The sequence below is a fragment of the Pseudoalteromonas sp. Xi13 genome, assembly GCF_003952205.1.
Classification (GTDB): domain Bacteria; phylum Pseudomonadota; class Gammaproteobacteria; order Enterobacterales; family Alteromonadaceae; genus Pseudoalteromonas; species Pseudoalteromonas atlantica.
On the sequence record NZ_CP034439.1, the window covers coordinates 3,618,640 to 3,636,833 of the forward strand.

The following is an 18,194-nucleotide window of genomic DNA, read 5'->3' on the forward strand; positions in this document are numbered from 1 at the left end:
ATAACCCTAAGATGAATTATTTACATCGTTACTTTTAAAATATGCCCGGTGCCGATGTTGCCACCAGCGAAACGCCGCTTAGGCCAAGCAATGCAATTGCTATTATACGAATCCATTTTGCATCAACGTAAGGCGTTAATTTACGAGCAAATTGCGTTACTAATAATACCAGCGGTATGGCCGCTGCAATTAAAAACATAATGTCGAGCTCGGGTAAGGTGCCAAATAAGGCAATACCAACACGGACTAAGCCACCAATGGTAAATACCGCAAGTAAGGTGCTACGTATGGCCTCAATAGACCAAGCTTGTTTATAGCACTGAAACACCAGCGGCGGCCCCGACGTTGAAAACAGCCCGCCCAGCAAGCCACTTACGCCGCCGGCAATTAAAAACGAGCCATGCCCGCTTTGTTTATTTGCTCTATCACGGCCAATTAGCATTAAGCCACAACATAGCAAAATACTAATACCTAAAATAAAGTTTAAGAACTGCGTTAAATGCGCCGACATATATTCAAGCAATATAAAACCTAACAGCATTAGCGGAATACCGGTATACAACATAAGTTTAAGCTCGGGCACTTTTACTGTACTGCGATTTTTAACCACCACAGTGGTTGAGTTAACTAAACCCAATAAACTCACTAAAAAGGTGGTGGCAGTGAGCGGTAAAACATCTAGCAACGTAAAGCTTGCAACCACCAGCAACCCAAAGCCAAACCCGCTAAGCGTTTGCATTATGGTGGCAAGGCTTAGGCATAACGCCATAAGCAAGATGAGTTCTAACGAAATACTGAGCACTTTAAATATCCTACGTGTGCGCTATTGTAGTGTAACGATTTGTTTTTAGGCATAATGTAAAAACAAACTACATGGCAATAGTTCACAATTAATTGAGCTTGCGCAAAACTGCGCAAAAAGTTTCACCTATGATATAAATACAGGTGGATTAAATTTAATGGTAAATAACAATGAGTAACTCTATGTTTGATCACAAATTAAGTGGCCCAAGCTTGGCTTTTCAACCACTTTACTTACAAGTGGCTGATTATATTAAACAGCTCATTGTTGAAAGACGCTGGGTACCTGGCGAAGTATTACCGAGCGAGTTTCGCCTTGCTGAAGAGTTTAACGTAAGCCAAGGCACTGTGCGTAAAGCGCTTAATTTATTAACCGACGATAAAATAGTTACTCGCCGCCAAGGTGTTGGTACGTTTGTATCTGAGCATACCGCGCAAGATGCCCTGTTTAGGTTTTTTCCGCTACAGGCCGACGGTAAAGGCGCCGACCTACCTAAAGCCGAGCTATTGTCGGTTGAGCTTTGCCCTGCACCACAAGATGTTATTGATGCGCTGCAACTTAATAAAAAAGACAAAGTTACTAAGCTTGTACGCAGACGCATTCTCGATAACGAATTTTGTATGAGCGAAACTATATATCTACCACAAAGTTTCTTTCCTGATATACATCAAAGTAGTGATATTCCGCACACATTGTATCATTACTACCAAACCAAATTTAACCAAACCGTGCATAAAACCCAAGACAGCATTAAAGCCGTTTTAGCAGATGAAACCGACGCTAAAATGCTCGCTATTAAAGCTGGTGACCCTTTATTGTTGGTATCGCGCATTACCGAATCCATCGAAGGTAAACGCATTGAATACCGGTTAAGTAAATGCCGTAGCGATCATTACCACTACCAAATAGAACTTGATTAATTGACCGCGCTTTAGCCGCGAGTAAGTTATATTAGCGCATACTTATTAAATATTTTTTAAAGGCAGCAAACGCTGCCTTTTTGCTGCCTGTAGGTTTTTTAACACCTTTCATTTATTGCCTTACAGTTAACACAGTGTTGACACTGTTAGATTCGTATAATAACTTATGTCTTATACAAGACAAAAGTCATTATGCAATTTTAACAGGAATTCCCAATGAGTTCATTAAATAACATCCCGCCAGTCGGGTTCGGTTTATGGAAAGTAGCACAAGAAGATTGCGCGCAAACGGTGTACCAAGCTATTAAAGCAGGTTACCGCCATCTTGATTGCGCATCAGACTACGGTAACGAAGAACAAGTAGGCGATGGCATTGCTCAAGCAATAAAAGACGGCCTTTGTACTCGCGAAGAGTTATGGGTAACATCAAAACTATGGAACACCTTTCATGCGCCAGAGCATGTAGAGCTTGCCATTGATAAAACCTTGAGCGATTTAAAGCTCGACTACCTCGACTTATACTTAATTCACTTTCCGATTGCGCAAACGTTTGTACCAATCGAAACGCGCTACCCACCAGAGTGGTTTGTAGACCCAGATGCACAAAACCCACAAATGGAGCTGGCAAAAGTGCCGCTGCACTTAACGTGGCAAGCAATGGAAGAGCAAGTACATAACAACAAAGCAAAACGCATTGGTGTGTGTAACTACTCAAGCGCGCTTATTCACGATTTAATGACTTACGCCACAATTAAACCCGCCATGCTGCAAATTGAGTCGCACCCTTATTTAACGCAAGAGCGCTTAGTAAGGCTTGCCAAACAGTACGATATTCCGGTTACTGCGTTTTCGCCGCTCGGTGCGCTTTCGTACCTTGAGCTTGAAATGGCCGATCAAACTGAGTCGGTGCTTGAGCAAAGCGTAGTAAAAGCTGCGGCGCAAAATCATGGCAAAACACCAGCACAAGTTGTGCTGCGCTGGGGTGTGCAACGCGGCACCGCCATTATTCCTAAAACCTCTAAATTTGAACGCATGAAAGAAAACCTCGCGCTGTTCGACTTTGAATTAACAGAGCAAGAAATGGCGCAAATCTCTGCGCTTAATAGCAACCGCCGTTTTAACGACCCTGGGCACTTTTGTGAAGCTGCCTTTAACCGTTTTCACCCTATTTACGATTAGGATAATAAAATGTCAGCTACCGAACTTAACTATGCCCAAGTGCCTACTCAATTAACGTTTGATGACTCGGTTTTTCCGTGCATTGTAGTTAATAACAATAACGCCAGCACCGTTGAAGAAGCGGTAGCTTTTATTCGCGCTAACAAAAGCGAGTTGGCTAAAAAACTACGCAGCTCAGGCGCGGTATTGTTTAGAGGCTTTCCTGTTGATAGCGCCGAAACCTTTGATACATTTTCAGCAGGGTTTGATTACGACAACTTTACGTACCAAGAGTCGCTATCTAACGCGGTACGTATTAACTTTACCGAGCGTGTATTTACCGCTAACGAAGCACCCAAAGATGTTGAAATTTACCTTCATCACGAAATGGCACAAACGCCTATTTCGCCAAGTAAGCTGTTCTTTTTTTGTAAATCGGCAGCAGAGGAAGGCGGCGCGACACCGCTTTGCCGCTCAGATAAATTATTTAGCGCATTAAAGCAGTTTGATAGCCAATTAGCCGATGACTTTGAACAAAAAGGCTTAAAGTACACCACTTACATGCCCGCAGCCGACGATGCGACATCGGGTCAAGGCCGCAGCTGGAAAAGCACCCTAAGTGTTGAAACCAAAGAAGAAGCACACAGCAAACTTACCGAGCTAGGTTACGAGTGGGAATGGCTAGAAGATGGCTCTTTAAAAGCAATTACTCCGGTTTTACCTGCAGTAGTTACCCTTGAAAACGGCGTACAGGTTTTTTATAACCAACTTATTGCCGCTTACATGGGCTGGAAAGGCGTTCGCGAAAACCCATCGGTTGCTATTACCTTTGGCGATGGTAGCGCCATTCCTAAACAAGGGCTTGAAAAAATTGTTGAGCTATCAAAAGAATTTACCTTTGATTTAGCGTGGCAAGATGGCGATGTAGCCTTAGTTGATAACGAAATGGCTATGCATGGCCGCCGCCCATTTACTGGCGAGCGTAAACGCCAAGTGCTTGTTGCACTGACAGCAGCTAACGCCTAATGCAAAGCTTAACCGGTGCACTAAAGGTAAAAGCTTCCCCGTTATGGCAAGGGGCCAGCATTGCTGCAATGACTGGTCTTGCTGCCTTATTTTTAAGTGAACACTATGGCGCGCCCGCTATGTTGTTTGCTTTATTATTGGGGATGGCGGTGTCGTTTTTATATCAAAGCAACAGCCCGTGCGCTAAAGGCATAGACTTTACCGGTACCACGGTTTTACGTGTAGGCATTGTATTACTTGGCACCCGTATAGCGCTGGGCGATTTGGTTACATTGGGCTGGCAAACAGCGCTAATGTTAGCTGGCGCTATATTTACCACCATTATTTTAGGCGTTGTACTTGCCCGGGTATTTGGGTTACAAAAACGCTTTGGCGCACTCACCGGTGGCTCAGTTGCTATTTGTGGTGCATCGGCAGCACTGGCTATTTCATCTATTATGCCAAACAGCGAGCATAAAGAGCGCGATACCTTACTTACCGTAATTGGCGTAACGGCCATGTCGACCATTGCAATGATTTTATACCCTATTGTGGTTAACTACCTTGAATTTGATGCACATAACGCCGGGGTATTTTTAGGTGGCACCATACACGATGTAGCCCAAGTAGTGGGTGCCGGTTATTCGGTATCGCCCGAAACTGGCGATATAGCAACACTTACCAAACTAGTACGCGTGGCTATGCTGTTGCCTGTAGTACTTATTATGATGGTGGTTATTAACCGCTCAAATAAAGGTAACCATGGCGAGTTGCCAAAAGTACCGGGGTTTTTAATTGGCTTTGTAATTTTAATGATTATAAACAGCACCTTTAACCTACCCGCTATTGTGCTTGAAACCACAAATGAACTTTCTCGATTCTTTTTAATTGCCGCTATAGCCGCCATTGGTATGAAAACAAACCTAGGCAAACTCACCGAGGTGGGCTTAAAGCCAATAATTATGATTGTTGCCGAAACCATTTGGATAGCACTGTTAATACTTGGCTTTGTATTGTGTAGCTAAGTTGAGTAGCTAAGCATTAAACCTTGAGCGTATTGAGTGGATTGCCTACAATAGCGCATCACTTTTTAATAAAGATTAAAACCATGACCGATTCAACAAAACCAGCATTACCTGATCAGCTTTCGATTAACCCACGTAGCAAGCATTACGTAGAAGAAGTGTTTGAACACGAAATTGGCGTAAGCTTAAATGGCAAAGAACGCTTTGACGTAGAAGAGTACTGCATTAGCGAAGGTTGGATTAAAATTGCCGCGCCTAAAGCGCTAGACCGCCGCGGCCAGCCTTTACTTATGAAAGTAAAAGGCACGGTAGACGTATTTTATAAGTAAGGTTTAGCCTACTTAAATAAGCGACTCTCCTGCGAGATGTCGCTTTTTTTTATGACTGTAAAAAAGCATTGAGCTTTTTTCATGTTAAAGGTGACGAAGTTTCATTATGAATCTAAAAAAATTATGGTTGAATAGCGCCATATTGTTTAGTTCTATAGAAATCCTTTATGAATAAAGTAACTATTTTAGATGGCGGCATGGGACGCGAGCTTAAACGCATTGGCGCGCCATTTACACAGCCACTGTGGAGTGCACAAGCACTAATAGAAGCCCCACATTTTGTAACGCAGGCTCACCAAGGTTTTATTAATGCAGGCGCTGAAATAATTACCGTTAATAGTTATGCCTGTGTGCCCTTTCATTTAGGTGAAGCGCTATACCAAGCTCAAGGCGCAGCCCTTGCGCAGCAAGCAGCCGTTATTGCAAAAGATGTAGCTCAAAAGGCTACACAAAATGTATTAGTAGCAGGCTCATTACCACCCGCCTTTGGCTCTTACCGCCCAGAACTATTTGAGAGCGAACGCGCTTTTACTATTTTAGATACGTTATATAAAGCGCAAGACGAGCACGTAGATGTATGGATTGGCGAAACCATATCGAGCATTGAAGAAGCGCACGTTATGGCAAATGTACTTAAAAGCTCAAACAAGCCATGTTATTACGCATTTACCTTAAATGATGTGGTAAGCGAGCAAGCGACACTTCGCTCTGGTGAGCTGGTAAGTGACGCTGTAGCGGCTTTGCTTGAACAAAATGTTACTGGTATTTTCTTTAACTGCTCAATACCTGAGGTTATAGAGCAAGCCTTTAGCGATACCAACGCAGTATTAGCTAAACAAAATAAAAGCGTTGTTTTAGGCGCGTTTGCTAACGGCTTTACACCTATCGCAAGCGATTACAAAGCCAACGAAGGCTCGCAGGCGTATCGTGATATTTCACCTGCAGAATACCTAGATTTTGCAAAAACGTGGTACAGCCAAGGCGCAAGTGTTATTGGCGGCTGCTGTGGTATTGGCCCAGAGTTTATTGAAGTATTAGTAAACTGGAAACAGGAACTTGAAAGCGCTTAAGCTTTTAGTGCCTTTTAGGGCTTGTTTGCTGTTACCCAATTAAGCCCTTGTATAGCTGTAGTAGGAAAAGCGGTTGCATGGCTCGCCCCTTCAATAACAACGCTTTTTAGTTCAATATTGTCACTGCTAAGTGCATTAATTTTTTGCGTTAATTGCTTTGCCCCTTCCACCATATTTTGTCCTTCACCAAAGCGTGGCGTTTCCTTTGCTCCCACCGATATATAAACCTTTGTAGGCACTTTAGGCTTATGTGCTTGTAGCGCTAAAATCGCATTGTTATTAAACCAAACCGATGGACTGCCAATAATATAATTGTTAAATAAATCAGGCATCGTAAATAAAATAGTCACGCCAAATAACCCGCCTAAAGAGTTACCTATATAAGTTTTTTGTGTGCTACTTGCTCGGTAGTTATTTTCTATATATGGCAGTACAGTATTTTTTAAAAACAGCGCATGGTTTTGCGCGTTACCTGTTTGTTTTTTCCAGCTTTGCGCCTTATTTGGTGTGTAGTCTCTAATTCGGCTATTAGACCCTCTAGAGCCTTTTTCGTAACTAATGGCCACTATAATAGCCTGTTGCATTTTACCGCTATTCATAGGAAACCGTGTAGCACCCGCCACAATAGGGAACGTATACGGTGCATCGGTTAAATAAATAACTGGATATATTTTTTCAGGATGCTTTTTATATGACTTAGGGAGCTGAATAAAAACAGGATATACCCGGTTGGTCATAGGCTCAGTGAGTTCAATAACACTACTTCTAGGGATTTGGTACGGAGTATTTGCGCTTAATTTAAAACACATAAAAGCGCAAAGTAACAGCAGGGATTTTAAAGCAGTATTCATTAGGGCGTGTTGATCCTTGATGGTTGAATTTTCAGCAGTATGTTTGGTTTTTAGGCAAGGCAGAGCCTATGAAGTGTGGTTACTCCCCATAAATAGGCGATAACGCAGCATAAATGCCAAACATGCGCTGCCCTTCGGGTTCTGCCTAGGGGCGATAAACTCTTTGTTGCCTACATGGATGTAGGTAAGGGGCGTGAGCAGGACGCGGAAGCTTTACTCGGTTTTTACTTAGCCCACTAGGTTGCAAACCTCGCGCCGCGATTTAATCGCCCCTAGATTGAACAAATTTCAATCCGCAAAGATCAGCACGCCCTAGCCTAAGCCAAGCGTAATAAACCAATATTGGATGGTTACTTTAACTCACTTTTAGCTTTAGGCTATTAAAAAACTTAAACACTAGGCTTTGAAAGGCGGTGCTACATGTTAGCTATTTGTAGCACTGATAACACTAAGCTACCTGATCAGATTCGGTGCTTGAACACGGGCAGTTATCGTCATTATGTTTAAGGCATTGTTGGTAATTAAACCAATGAGCTATAGCAATAAACGCTGAGCCTATTAAGGTTAGCGCTTTTTCGGCTATTTCATGCCCTAGCAATACCGCACATATCATAAAAGACAGCCCAATAACGCCGCAGGCCATATAACGTAAACGTTTATGCTTTTTACAGCCTAAGCTTAATGCCAATAAACTGGTGGGCAATACCGCCGCAAGAATCCATAAATGAAATTGTTCACTATCTATTTGCAGTACAGCAAAGCTTGGCAATAGCGCTAAAATAACCGGGGTTGCAAAACAATGTACAGTGCACATTAACGATAACCCAATCGCCATACGATCCATAACACTTTGACTCGACTTCATTATTTCCTCTACTAATCAATTTTTTAAACAACGGCTTTACGTTTTAAAAGGCATTTTAGTAACAACAGTTAATTACTATTGATACATTATAACATTTCTCGCATAATTGATATAATATAACATCCAACAGGGCAGTCAAATGAAACGTAGATCACAATTAGCTGTGCTCATTGCAGCTTTATTACCTGCAAGTGTGCTTGCATCCACAATTGAAGGCGTTGTTCTAAACAACAAAGGTAAAGTAGTTACCAATGCAACGGTAGAAGTTGAAGGCTCAGACCTTAAAGTAACCACCAATGAAAACGGTAAATTTGTAATAACCGAGCTAAAAAATGGCTTAAAAGAGCTTCACGTTGTAGCGCCTGGTTATGCGCATCTCCATCTAGATATAACAATAACGAATGATGAAAACCAATCAGTTACGTTTAATTTAAAGCGCTCACCTATTGAAGTTATTGATATTGAAGCAACCCCTATTCATATGTCGGCAATGGAATCTGCGTCGCCTGTTAGTGTTTTATCTGGCGAACAACTAAGGCGCCAACAAGCTGCAACCCTTGGCGACAGCCTTGAAAAACTTCCAGGCGTTAATACTAACTTTCACGGGAAGGTAGCCAGTACACCAATTATTCGTGGTTTAAGCGGCCCGCGTGTACTTATTACTCAAAATGGCCTTGATGTAAGTGATGTGTCGCGCGTTGGCCCTGATCACTCTGTTGCATCAGAAGCGTCTACCGCACAACAAATTGAAGTATTGCGCGGCCCTGCAACACTGTTTTATGGCAGTGACGCCATTGGTGGCGTAGTAAATGTGGTAGATAACCGCGTACCAACCGACAGCACAACACGCGGCGAGTGGAACCTAGAACAGAACTCTGCTGATAACCAAAAAGTGGCCTCGTTTAATGCCACCACAGGCACAGACTCGGTAGCTTTTTACGCCGATGCATTTTGGCGTGAAGCCGATGACTACGAGGTGCCTGTAGCGGCTGATATAGATAGCGATGGTGAAGAGCATCGCGGCGATTACAAAGTTGAAAACAGTAATGAAGAGTCTGACGGTTTTACTGTTGGCGCTAGCTATTTAATGGATAACGGCTTTATTGGCTTAGCAGTAGAGCAATTTAATCGTCAATACGGTATTCCTGGTCATACGCATGGCGAGGAAGAAGAGGAAGAACACAACGACGAAGAAGAAAGCGTATTTGCTGATTTAGAGCAAACTAAAGTGCAATTATTAGGTGAGTACAACCTAGATAATAAATGGCTAAACAAAATAAATCTCCGCGCTGGCCATACCGACTACGAACACGCTGAAATTGAGAGCGGCGCTGTTGGCACTACCTTTAAAAACGAAACCAACGAATTACGCATAGACCTACTGCATAACCAATTTAGCGAGTGGAATGGCGGCATTAGCTTTCATTACAAACAAAGCGATGTTGAAGCACAAGGTGAAGAGGCCTTTACCCCTCCATCAGAAACCGAAAGCTTTGCTGTAGCGTTAATGGAAGAAAGGCACTTTGGTGATTTTTTAGTGCAGTTAGGTGGGCGTATTGAGCGTGTAACCATTGAAGCAGGCGACGTATTACTACCAAATATTGACGCTCACGCACACGATGAAGCAGAAGAAATCGACGAGCATGATCACGACCACGAAGAAAGCGCAGAGACCACTCGTGTATTTGACGTAGAGCATGAATTTACGCCAATCAGTTTATCTGCAGGCGTAGTGTGGGATTTTACACCTAACTATAATTTAGGGCTTTCTGTATCGCGCTCTGAACGTGCGCCTTCTGCTTCTGAGTTGTTATCGTTTGGGCCACACATTGGTACTGGTACCTACGAAGTAGGCGCACTGTTTGATTTAGATGAAGACGGCCATTTAGGTTTATCTGATCAAACAATTGACCTAGAAACAGCCAATAATATCGATTTAACCCTGCGTAAAACCCAAGGTGATGTTGGCTTTATTTTAAATGCATTTTACAACCAAGTAGATAATTACTATTACCAAATAGATACCGGTTTATTCGCCGAAAGTGGCCACGACCATGGCGATGAAGAAGAAGGCGCTGACGAACACGACCATTCATCAGAACTGCCGGTTTATTTATTTAAAACAGACGACGTAATTTTACACGGGTTTGAAGCGCAAATTGCGTGGCAGTTAACCGATGAATTTAAAGTGGATTTATTCTCAGATTACGTTCGTGCACGCCTTAAAGACGGCGGCGATTTACCCCGTACTCCACCGCTTCGTTTTGGCAGCGAGTTAAGCTATCAAACAGATAAACTCAGTGCACATATTCACGTTACTCGCTATCAAAAGCAAGACCGCACAGCCCCACAAGAAACATCAACTGACGGCTACACATTGGTTGATGCAAGCATCTCTTACGACCTTTCAGTATTAAACCAAGATATGTCTGTGTACCTGCGAGGCACCAACTTAACAGATACAGAAGCACGCGTGCACAGCTCGTTTGTAAAAGATATAGCACCACGTCCAGGACGTAGCTTTGCGCTAGGCATTCGCGGTTATTTTTAAGCATTAAAAAATTATAATTAAAGGAAATAAACATGAAAAAACTATACAAATTAAAGCTTATTGCACTGGCTATTAGCATTACATTTATTACAGCCTGTGGCGATGCCCAGACCAATATTGTAGAAAAAGACCCTATTGTTGTAGAAGACGAGCACGATCATGACGATGATGATCACGACCATGATGATGGCTACACAATTGATTCATTGGGCAGATTAGCTGTGCTTGCAGGCGATAGCAACGAAGCCAGCTTTTATGACCTAGATGACAACGCTTTACTTGAAACATTTACCCTGACGAATGATTCAAACACGCTATCGTCATCACCTGATTTTCGTTATGCCGTTATTGCAAGCCGCGCACAAGATTACTTAGGCTTTATTGATGGTGGTTTATGGCGTGAAGACCATGGCGAGCATTTACACGACTATGAGCAAAGCCCAGCAGCTAGCAGTTATGAGCTAACAAGTGGCAGCCGCCCTACTCACCTTGTAAAACACGATGGCCAATTAGCTGTTTTTTATGATGGTGATGCAGACTCAGGCACGGTTGCCTCTGTTGAAGTATTAACAGATAACGACATAACCAGCGCAACAGCAACGCTACCGGGTATTAGCTACGATATTAATATGCATGGCGTAGCAGAGCCTCGCGGCGAGCATTTATTATCAACACTTCGCCGTGATGACAGCGAAAGCACATCGGTTGCTAAAGTACTGCCAGACCAAGTAGGTGTTTATCATTTTCATGATGGTGAATATGAGCTAGAACAAACCTTAGACCTTACGTGCCCTGATTTACACGGTGCTGCACAAAACCACGACTACGTGGCATTTGGTTGTAGCGATGGCGTGTTATTAGCCCACCAGCACGATGATGAATACGAAGCTGAAAAAATAGCGAACATTGCAGCCGTTGGCGATTTACGCATTGGTAGTATTTATGGCCACGAAAATAGCGAGAGCTTTATTGGCGTAGCATCTGGCCATGGTGGCGGCGAAGCCGTAATTGTAACTATTAACCCAGCAACAGCACAAATGGAAGAACTAGAATGGCAACTAGCCGATGGCGCAAGTGCTGTGTCGTACTCTTTTTCTGCCCATGGCGAGCACTTTTTAATATTAGACAGCTTAGGCTTTTTAAATGTATTTAGTGCACACGACCATGATGGCGAAATGCATTGGGAGCTTAAAGGCCAAGTTGATATTACCGAGCAAGATGTATCAACCATGCCAGAGGGCATGAGCTTTAGCATGACAGTGGCGCAAAATGGTCAGTTTGCTTATGTAGCCGACCCTATTGCTCAGCACGTTGTGCAAGTACACCTTGAAGACTTAGAAATTGAAAGTGAGGTTGAGCTTACTTTTGCTCCTAGTGCAATTACTTGGCTTGGTATTGCGCAAGAGGAAGAAGAAGACGATCACGACCACTAATTTCACTCTTTAAGAAGAGTACTCCCTGAAGGTTGGCGTTTTAATGCCAACCTTTTTTTATTCACATTTTGTAACAGACCTTTTATCGCAAGTGCATCGCTATTTATAACCTTATTGTTATGATGTAACAGCTATTAATATAGGATGTAATCCCATGAAAAAATTAACAACATTGGCGCTTGCCTTGGCTGCGGTTATTGCACCGAGCGTATCGGCCTATGAAACTAAAGACACTCGCTTACTACGCTTTCCTGATATTCATAACCAAAACGTGACCTTTGTTTACAGCGGCGATATTTATATTGCTAATACACAAACCGGCGAAAGCAAACGCTTAACCGACCATATTGGTTTTGAAACATTTCCTAAGTTTTCTCCTGATGGTAAGCGCATTGCGTTTTCGGCTGAGTATAACGGCAGCCGCCAAGTATATGTGATCAACAGCGATGGTTCAGGCCTAAAGCAGCTTACATACTACAACGATGTTGGCCCAATGCCGCCGCGTGGTGGTTTTGATTACCGCGTTTTAGATTGGACCGCCGATGGTAAAAATGTGGTGTTTAGAGCAAACCGCACACCATGGGGCAAACGTATGGGTCGCCCTTATATGGTCCCTGCCGACGGTGGCCTTGAGCAGCCTTTAGCCATTCCAGAAACTGGCGGCGGTATGCTCTCACCTGATGGTAGCAAGTATGTTTACACACCCATTGACCGTGAGCTTCGTACCTGGAAACGCACCCGTGGCGGCCGTGCGCAAGACGTATGGATTTACGATTTAGAAAATAACACTTCAGAGCAACTTACCACTAACCGTGCAACCGACCAGCAACCTACCTGGGTTGGCGACAATATTTATTTTGTATCTGATCGTGATTACACACTAAACCTTTACCAATATCGCAAAGGCAGTGAGCCTAAAAAGCTCACCAACTTTAAAAACTTTGACGTACTTTGGCCCTCAGCAGGCCCTAATGCGATTGTGTTCGAAAACGGCGGTTACTTATATCGCTTTGACGCAAAAACACAAAAAAGCACTAAGCTGAGCATTAACATTGCAGGTGTGCGCCAATACGCTATGCCGTACAGCAAAAATGTGAGCGACTTTATTGATTCTATGTCGATTTCTCACGATGGCAAACGTGCTGTATTTACAGCCCGTGGCGAGCTATTTAGTGTACCTGTTAAACAAGGCCCTACGCGTAACTTATCGTACACAGATAAGAGCCGTGAAATAGACGCAAGCTGGTCGCCAAATGGGCGTTACATTGCTTACATGAGCGATGAAAGCGGCGAGTACGAAATTTACCTAAAAGATCGCAGTAAAAATAATGCCATTAAACAACTCACTAGTAATGGCACTATTTGGCGCTTTACGCCTATTTGGTCACCCGATAGCACTAAGCTGTTGTTTGCAGATAAAAACCACACACTGTGGTGGTTAGATGCAAAATCGGGTAAGCAACACAAAATTGATACCGGCATTTACGACGAAGACGGCATTACTCAGTATACGTGGTCGCCTAACAGCCAAGACATTGTGTATGTTAAAAATAACGAAAATCGTTATGCCTCACTGTGGCACTACAACCTTAAAAAAGAAGAGGTAACGCGCCTAACAGACGAAATGAGTAACGAGCAAAACCCAACTTTTTCGCCAGATGGCCAATACCTTTACTTTAGCTCTGAGCGCGACTTTAACCTTGCGTTTAGCAGTTACGAGTTTGACTACATGTTTAACCGCGCCACCCGTATTTATGCGGCTGCAGTAAACGACAGTGTTAAACCGCTTATTGCCTTACAAAGTGACGAAACCACGATTGTAAAAGATAAAGAAGACGAAAAAGAAGACGACAAAAAAGTTAAAAACGCACTGCAAAGCAACGACTTTATGCAACGTGTTACCGCACTTAATGCCCCTGCGGGCGATTACCGTGGCTTAACCGCAGTAAAAGACGGCGTACTGACACTTGCCAATGGCGGATTACAACTTATAGGCACCGAACACGATAGCGAGCTAGAAACCGTGGCTAAAGGCGTTAGCAATTACACTATATCGAGCAATAGCGAGCACCTGCTTGTACATACAAGTGGCGGTTACAGCTTAATAGAGCCTAAACTAAAGCAAGACTTAGACGCCAACAAGCTCGATTTAAGTAAAATGACACTTAAAATTAACCCGCAAGCTGAGTGGCAACAAATGTACGTAGAAGGCTGGCGCACACTGCGTGACTGGTTCTACGACGAAAACCATCACGGCCAAGATTGGGATGCTATTTTAGCTAAATACCAACCTATGGCTGATGCTATTAGCCATCGTAGTGACCTTGATTACATACTTAGCGAAATTGCCGGCGAAATTAACTCAGGCCATATTTACGTGCAATCGGGCGATATGCCAAAAGCCGAGCGTAAAAACCATGGTTTATTAGGCGCTAAGCTTGCAAGCGATCCATCGGGTTATGTAAAAATAGAGCAAATCTTTAAAGGTGAAAACTGGCATGACGATTTCCGCTCTCCGCTAGGCACCACAGGCGTAAAAGCACATAACGGCGATTACATAATTGCGGTAAACGGCCGCTCGGTTAAAGACGTTGCTAACTTTTACGAACTCCTTGAAAACACCCAAGGCGAGCAAGTAGAGCTAGTGCTAAACAGCAAACCGCATAGTAAAGGCGCATGGCAAGTAACTGTAAAACCAGTAGCTAGTGAACAAGGCCTACGTTATTTAGATTGGGTTAACTCGCGTGCAGCCTACGTAAATAAGCTATCAAATGGGCGTATTGGCTACGTACACCTGCCAAATACAGCGTATGAAGGTAACCGCGCCATGTTTAAAAATTACATGCCGCAAACCACCAAAGACGCCATGATTATTGATGACCGTTACAATGGCGGTGGCTATATTCCTGAGCACATGATCACCTGGCTTGCACGTAAACCACTTAACTATTGGAAACGCCGAGGCACCGAGCCGACTAAAACGCCACAGTTTGCGCACGACGGTCCTAAAGCAATGCTAATAAACGGCTATTCAAGCTCAGGCGGTGATGCAATTCCTTACTACTTCCGCCAAGCGGGTTTAGGTAAGCTAATTGGTACGCGTACATGGGGTGGCTTAATTGGTATTTCTGGCAACCCTGCTCTTGTAGATGGCGGGCAAGTAATTGCTGCTACATTCCGTATTTTAGATACTCAAGGTAACTGGATTATAGAAAACGAAGGCGTTGCACCTGATATTAAAGTGGTTGATCGCCCAGAGCTTATTTATAAAGGCCAAGATCCATCAATAGAACGTGCTGTACAAGAGTTATTAAAGGAGCTTAAAGAAAACCCTAAGCAACCTTTAGTAGTGCCACCAGCACCGTCTAAGTTTTAATTTGCTGCATAGCTAAACAATCTAATACCAATAAAAAAAACCCTGCATAATTTGCAGGGTTTTTATTAATTCGAGTTTAATAACTTATATGTATTAAGGCTTATCTTTTTCTCCAGCCGCTCCATACGTCATCTTCTTGGTTGGATTTTTTCTTCTTTTTCTTACCTGTGCCTTCAGGCTTTGCCATTGGCTTTTCGTTTTTAAGTGCAAGGGCCGCATCAAGGTTTGCTTGGTTTACCGCAAAACCCGTTACTTCCTCACGCTCTAAACGCAGTTTGTTTTTTTTCTCGATTATTTTAAAGTGATGAAAGTCTTCGTAATCAATTAACGATAACGCTAGGCCAACTTCACCGGCACGGCCGCTTCGGCCAATACGGTGCATGTAATCAGCGGGGCTGCGCGGTAAGTTAAAGTTAATAACAACAGGCAGTTTGGCAATATCTAAACCTCGGGCTGCTATATCGGTGGCTATAAGTACTTCTATTTCGCCCGCTTTAAATTTTTCAATTACGCGAGTACGCTCACTTTGGCCTTTATCACCATGAAATACCTGTGCGTTAATACCACGCTTTTCAAGCTTACCTGCTAAGTGCTCACAGTCTTTTTTAGCGTTTACAAAAATAAGCGCTTGGCGCCATTTATGCTCTTTAATTAAATGCGCTAAAACCGTGGTTTTTTCGCCTTTATTAACCGTAAATACGCGCTGTACTAAGGTACTTTCGTCTTTACTTTGAACTTGTATTTCAACAGGGTTGGTTAACAGCTCTTGCGTTAATTGTGTGACTTGCTCTGGGAAGGTTGCTGAAAACAACATAGTTTGTTTTTTAGCAGGCATTAACGCTAATAACTCAGCAAGCTCTTCGGTAAAGCCAAGGCTTAACATGCGGTCGGCTTCATCAAGCACTAAGGTAGTTACTTTATCGAGCTTAATAGCATTGCTTGAGATTAAATCGAGCAAACGCCCTGGTGTTGCCACGATAATATCGGCGCCGCCGCGTAGAGCCTGCATTTGTGTATTAACCGACACACCACCAAATACCGCCACCGTTTTAATGGCGCCATTAAAGTTTGCAGAGTACGATTTAACACTATCGGCCACCTGCGTAGCAAGCTCGCGCGTAGGTACCAAAATAAGCCCAGTGACAAAATTACCTTTGCTCGCTGCTTTTTTAGCGCCTTGCTCTAAAAATAACTTTTGTAGCATAGGTAAAGCAAACGTTGCAGTTTTACCTGAGCCGGTATTTGCCCCCGCAATTAAATCGCTACCAGCAAGTACACTTGGAATCGCCTTAGCTTGAATTGGCGTAGGTTGGCTATATTCCAAATCGGTTAAACGAGCTTGTAGCTCTGGAATAAGGCCAAGATCGTTAAAGGTACTAGGGCTTGTTGCTGAGGTCATGAATATTACGGGCTCATTGCTAAAAAAGTAGCCTGTAATTTTAGCGTATTTAGCACTTATTAAGTAGGGATTAGTGATTTTAATGTGGTTTAAGTAATGGCTGCGAGCGTCGAGCTACAAGCTTCGAGGAAATTTGACTGTCACCCTGAACACTCCAAACTTAAAGAGGCTTTCATAAAAAGCCAACAACTAAGTTAGCAATATTATTAGTTCTTGCTAAGTTCTGCTTGTAACCTAGCTTTTGTTTCTCTTAAATAATTTATATAAGGATATGAGTCATTTGTAATGGCTAAAGCAGACTCCATCTGTTCAAGCGCTTGACGAGTATCGCCTTGCATTTCATAGCCATAAGATAAGGCTGAAAACGCATCGACTGATTTTGGGTGGTTTTTTATATTGTACTTAAACACTTTAATAGCACGGGTAAATTGCTTGCTGCCCGTTAAATTATAACCGAGTGATCTAACAGCGCGATCCGGTGGCGCAATCTGCTCCCCCCATTGCTGAGATAACTTTTGATAATAAGCATCAATAGAGGTTACATCGTCAGTTAAAGCACTTATGGGCATTTGTTTAGGCAAAAATAAGTTGTGATAGGCATTAAATGAACCAGCAACCGAAGTCAGGTTATGCGAGACACTATCAAACGCGTCACTAAAGAAGCGTAGACTTGGCAAGCTATTGGATTCTAAAGCTTGTTGCAGCTCATTATATCGCTCACGCATTATGCCTGCTTCTTCGCCTATATTAATGTAAACATAGTTATTTAGGTTTTTTGATTTATTAATAAAGGTCTTAGTTGCTTTTACCGATGCACCATAGTTCCACCAAACGGCAGGGCTATACGCAATATGCGCTTGGAAAAGCTCAGGGTTAGCTTGCATTGTATAAAGTGAAAACACGCCTGCTGCAGAGGCCCCTGCGATCACATTATAATTATGCGTACGATAACTTTTATTAATCAAGGGCATAAGCTCTTGCTCAATAAATGCTAAAAACTTTGCTGCACCACCGCCTTCACCTACCGGGCCTTGTGGTTCTTTATTAACTGTGGGGTAAAAATCTCTGAGTCGATTGGTGTTTTCAATAGCGACAATAATAACCTCAGGCGCACGATTATCATTTTGTAAACGCTCCATCACTGCACTTATAAGTGGTATGTTACCCGCGCCATCAAGGCGATAAATGACCGGATAAACTTTGTTTGGATTAGCTTGATAACTCTTTGGAAGCTGGACTACAACTGTGCGCTCTTCGTTTAAAACGGCTGAATTAATAGTATGTGTTTGTTGCGTATAGCTAATGGTTTGCTGTTTTAAATCAGGCTCTGCAAGTGTGCTACTAGAATAAAATATAAATAAACTACATATAAAAACAGCGGTAAATATACGCATGACTAATCCTTTTGAA

The 18,194-nt window shown here is 42.9% G+C and carries 14 protein-coding genes; 9 read left to right on the forward strand and 5 right to left on the reverse strand.

All coding sequences use genetic code 11. The features are described 5' to 3' along the window. Positions 1 to 34: 34 nt before the first annotated feature. The gene (locus tag EJ103_RS16310) at positions 35 to 802 is read right to left on the reverse strand and encodes a sulfite exporter TauE/SafE family protein (RefSeq protein WP_241232285.1); all 768 of its coding nucleotides are present in this window, start codon (positions 800 to 802) and stop codon (positions 35 to 37) included. Positions 803 to 972: 170 nt separating this feature from the next. Between EJ103_RS16310 and EJ103_RS16315 the strand changes: the two genes are divergently transcribed. The 6 genes from EJ103_RS16315 to EJ103_RS16340 all read left to right on the forward strand — a co-directional run bounded on the left by EJ103_RS16315 (position 973) and on the right by EJ103_RS16340 (position 6,309). Beyond that, the gene (locus EJ103_RS16315; RefSeq protein ID WP_004586029.1) at positions 973 to 1,722 is read left to right on the forward strand and encodes a GntR family transcriptional regulator; all 750 of its coding nucleotides are present in this window, start codon (positions 973 to 975) and stop codon (positions 1,720 to 1,722) included. Between the two features lie 216 nt (positions 1,723 to 1,938). Next, positions 1,939 to 2,901 (forward strand): aldo/keto reductase, encoded by a 963-nt coding sequence (locus EJ103_RS16320; protein WP_029773103.1) that lies wholly within the window; start codon positions 1,939 to 1,941, stop codon positions 2,899 to 2,901. 9 nt (positions 2,902 to 2,910) lie between these two features. Beyond that, on the forward strand, positions 2,911 to 3,906 hold the full coding sequence (locus tag EJ103_RS16325) for a TauD/TfdA family dioxygenase (RefSeq protein ID WP_004586031.1): 996 nt from the start codon (positions 2,911 to 2,913) through the stop codon (positions 3,904 to 3,906). Then, complete coding sequence (locus EJ103_RS16330; protein WP_126008651.1) at positions 3,906 to 4,910, forward strand: YeiH family protein; 1,005 nt, start codon at positions 3,906 to 3,908, stop codon at positions 4,908 to 4,910. The genes EJ103_RS16325 and EJ103_RS16330 overlap by 1 nt, the downstream gene beginning before the upstream one ends. 83 nt (positions 4,911 to 4,993) lie before the next feature. Further along, the gene (locus tag EJ103_RS16335; protein WP_024034014.1) at positions 4,994 to 5,239 is read left to right on the forward strand and encodes a DUF3297 family protein; all 246 of its coding nucleotides are present in this window, start codon (positions 4,994 to 4,996) and stop codon (positions 5,237 to 5,239) included. Positions 5,240 to 5,406: 167 nt separating this feature from the next. Further along, complete coding sequence (locus EJ103_RS16340) at positions 5,407 to 6,309, forward strand: homocysteine S-methyltransferase family protein (RefSeq protein ID WP_126008653.1); 903 nt, start codon at positions 5,407 to 5,409, stop codon at positions 6,307 to 6,309. Positions 6,310 to 6,323: 14 nt separating this feature from the next. Here EJ103_RS16340 and EJ103_RS16345 read toward each other — a convergent pair whose 3' ends face one another. After that, on the reverse strand, positions 6,324 to 7,160 hold the full coding sequence (locus EJ103_RS16345) for an alpha/beta hydrolase-fold protein (protein ID WP_126008655.1): 837 nt from the start codon (positions 7,158 to 7,160) through the stop codon (positions 6,324 to 6,326). A gap of 448 nt (positions 7,161 to 7,608) precedes the next feature. Then, entirely contained in the window at positions 7,609 to 8,025 is a 417-nt protein-coding gene (locus EJ103_RS16350) for a MerC domain-containing protein (protein WP_126008657.1), read from the reverse strand. A gap of 139 nt (positions 8,026 to 8,164) precedes the next feature. Here EJ103_RS16350 and EJ103_RS16355 point away from each other — a divergent pair, with 139 nt between their 5' ends. The 3 genes from EJ103_RS16355 to EJ103_RS16365 all read left to right on the forward strand — a co-directional run bounded on the left by EJ103_RS16355 (position 8,165) and on the right by EJ103_RS16365 (position 15,385). Next, positions 8,165 to 10,576 carry a TonB-dependent receptor gene (locus EJ103_RS16355; protein ID WP_126008659.1) on the forward strand — a complete coding sequence of 804 codons (2,412 nt, stop codon included), beginning with the start codon at positions 8,165 to 8,167 and terminating at the stop codon, positions 10,574 to 10,576. A gap of 32 nt (positions 10,577 to 10,608) precedes the next feature. Beyond that, entirely contained in the window at positions 10,609 to 12,009 is a 1,401-nt protein-coding gene (locus EJ103_RS16360; RefSeq protein WP_126008661.1) for a 5-methyltetrahydrofolate--homocysteine methyltransferase, read from the forward strand. A gap of 154 nt (positions 12,010 to 12,163) precedes the next feature. Beyond that, entirely contained in the window at positions 12,164 to 15,385 is a 3,222-nt protein-coding gene (locus EJ103_RS16365) for a S41 family peptidase (RefSeq protein ID WP_126008663.1), read from the forward strand. Between the two features lie 100 nt (positions 15,386 to 15,485). On the opposite strand, the gene EJ103_RS16370 is transcribed toward EJ103_RS16365, so the two are convergent. Then, the gene (locus EJ103_RS16370) at positions 15,486 to 16,784 is read right to left on the reverse strand and encodes a DEAD/DEAH box helicase (protein WP_126008665.1); all 1,299 of its coding nucleotides are present in this window, start codon (positions 16,782 to 16,784) and stop codon (positions 15,486 to 15,488) included. A gap of 206 nt (positions 16,785 to 16,990) precedes the next feature. Beyond that, entirely contained in the window at positions 16,991 to 18,178 is a 1,188-nt protein-coding gene (locus EJ103_RS16375) for an alpha/beta hydrolase-fold protein (protein ID WP_126008667.1), read from the reverse strand. Positions 18,179 to 18,194: the final 16 nt, after the last annotated feature.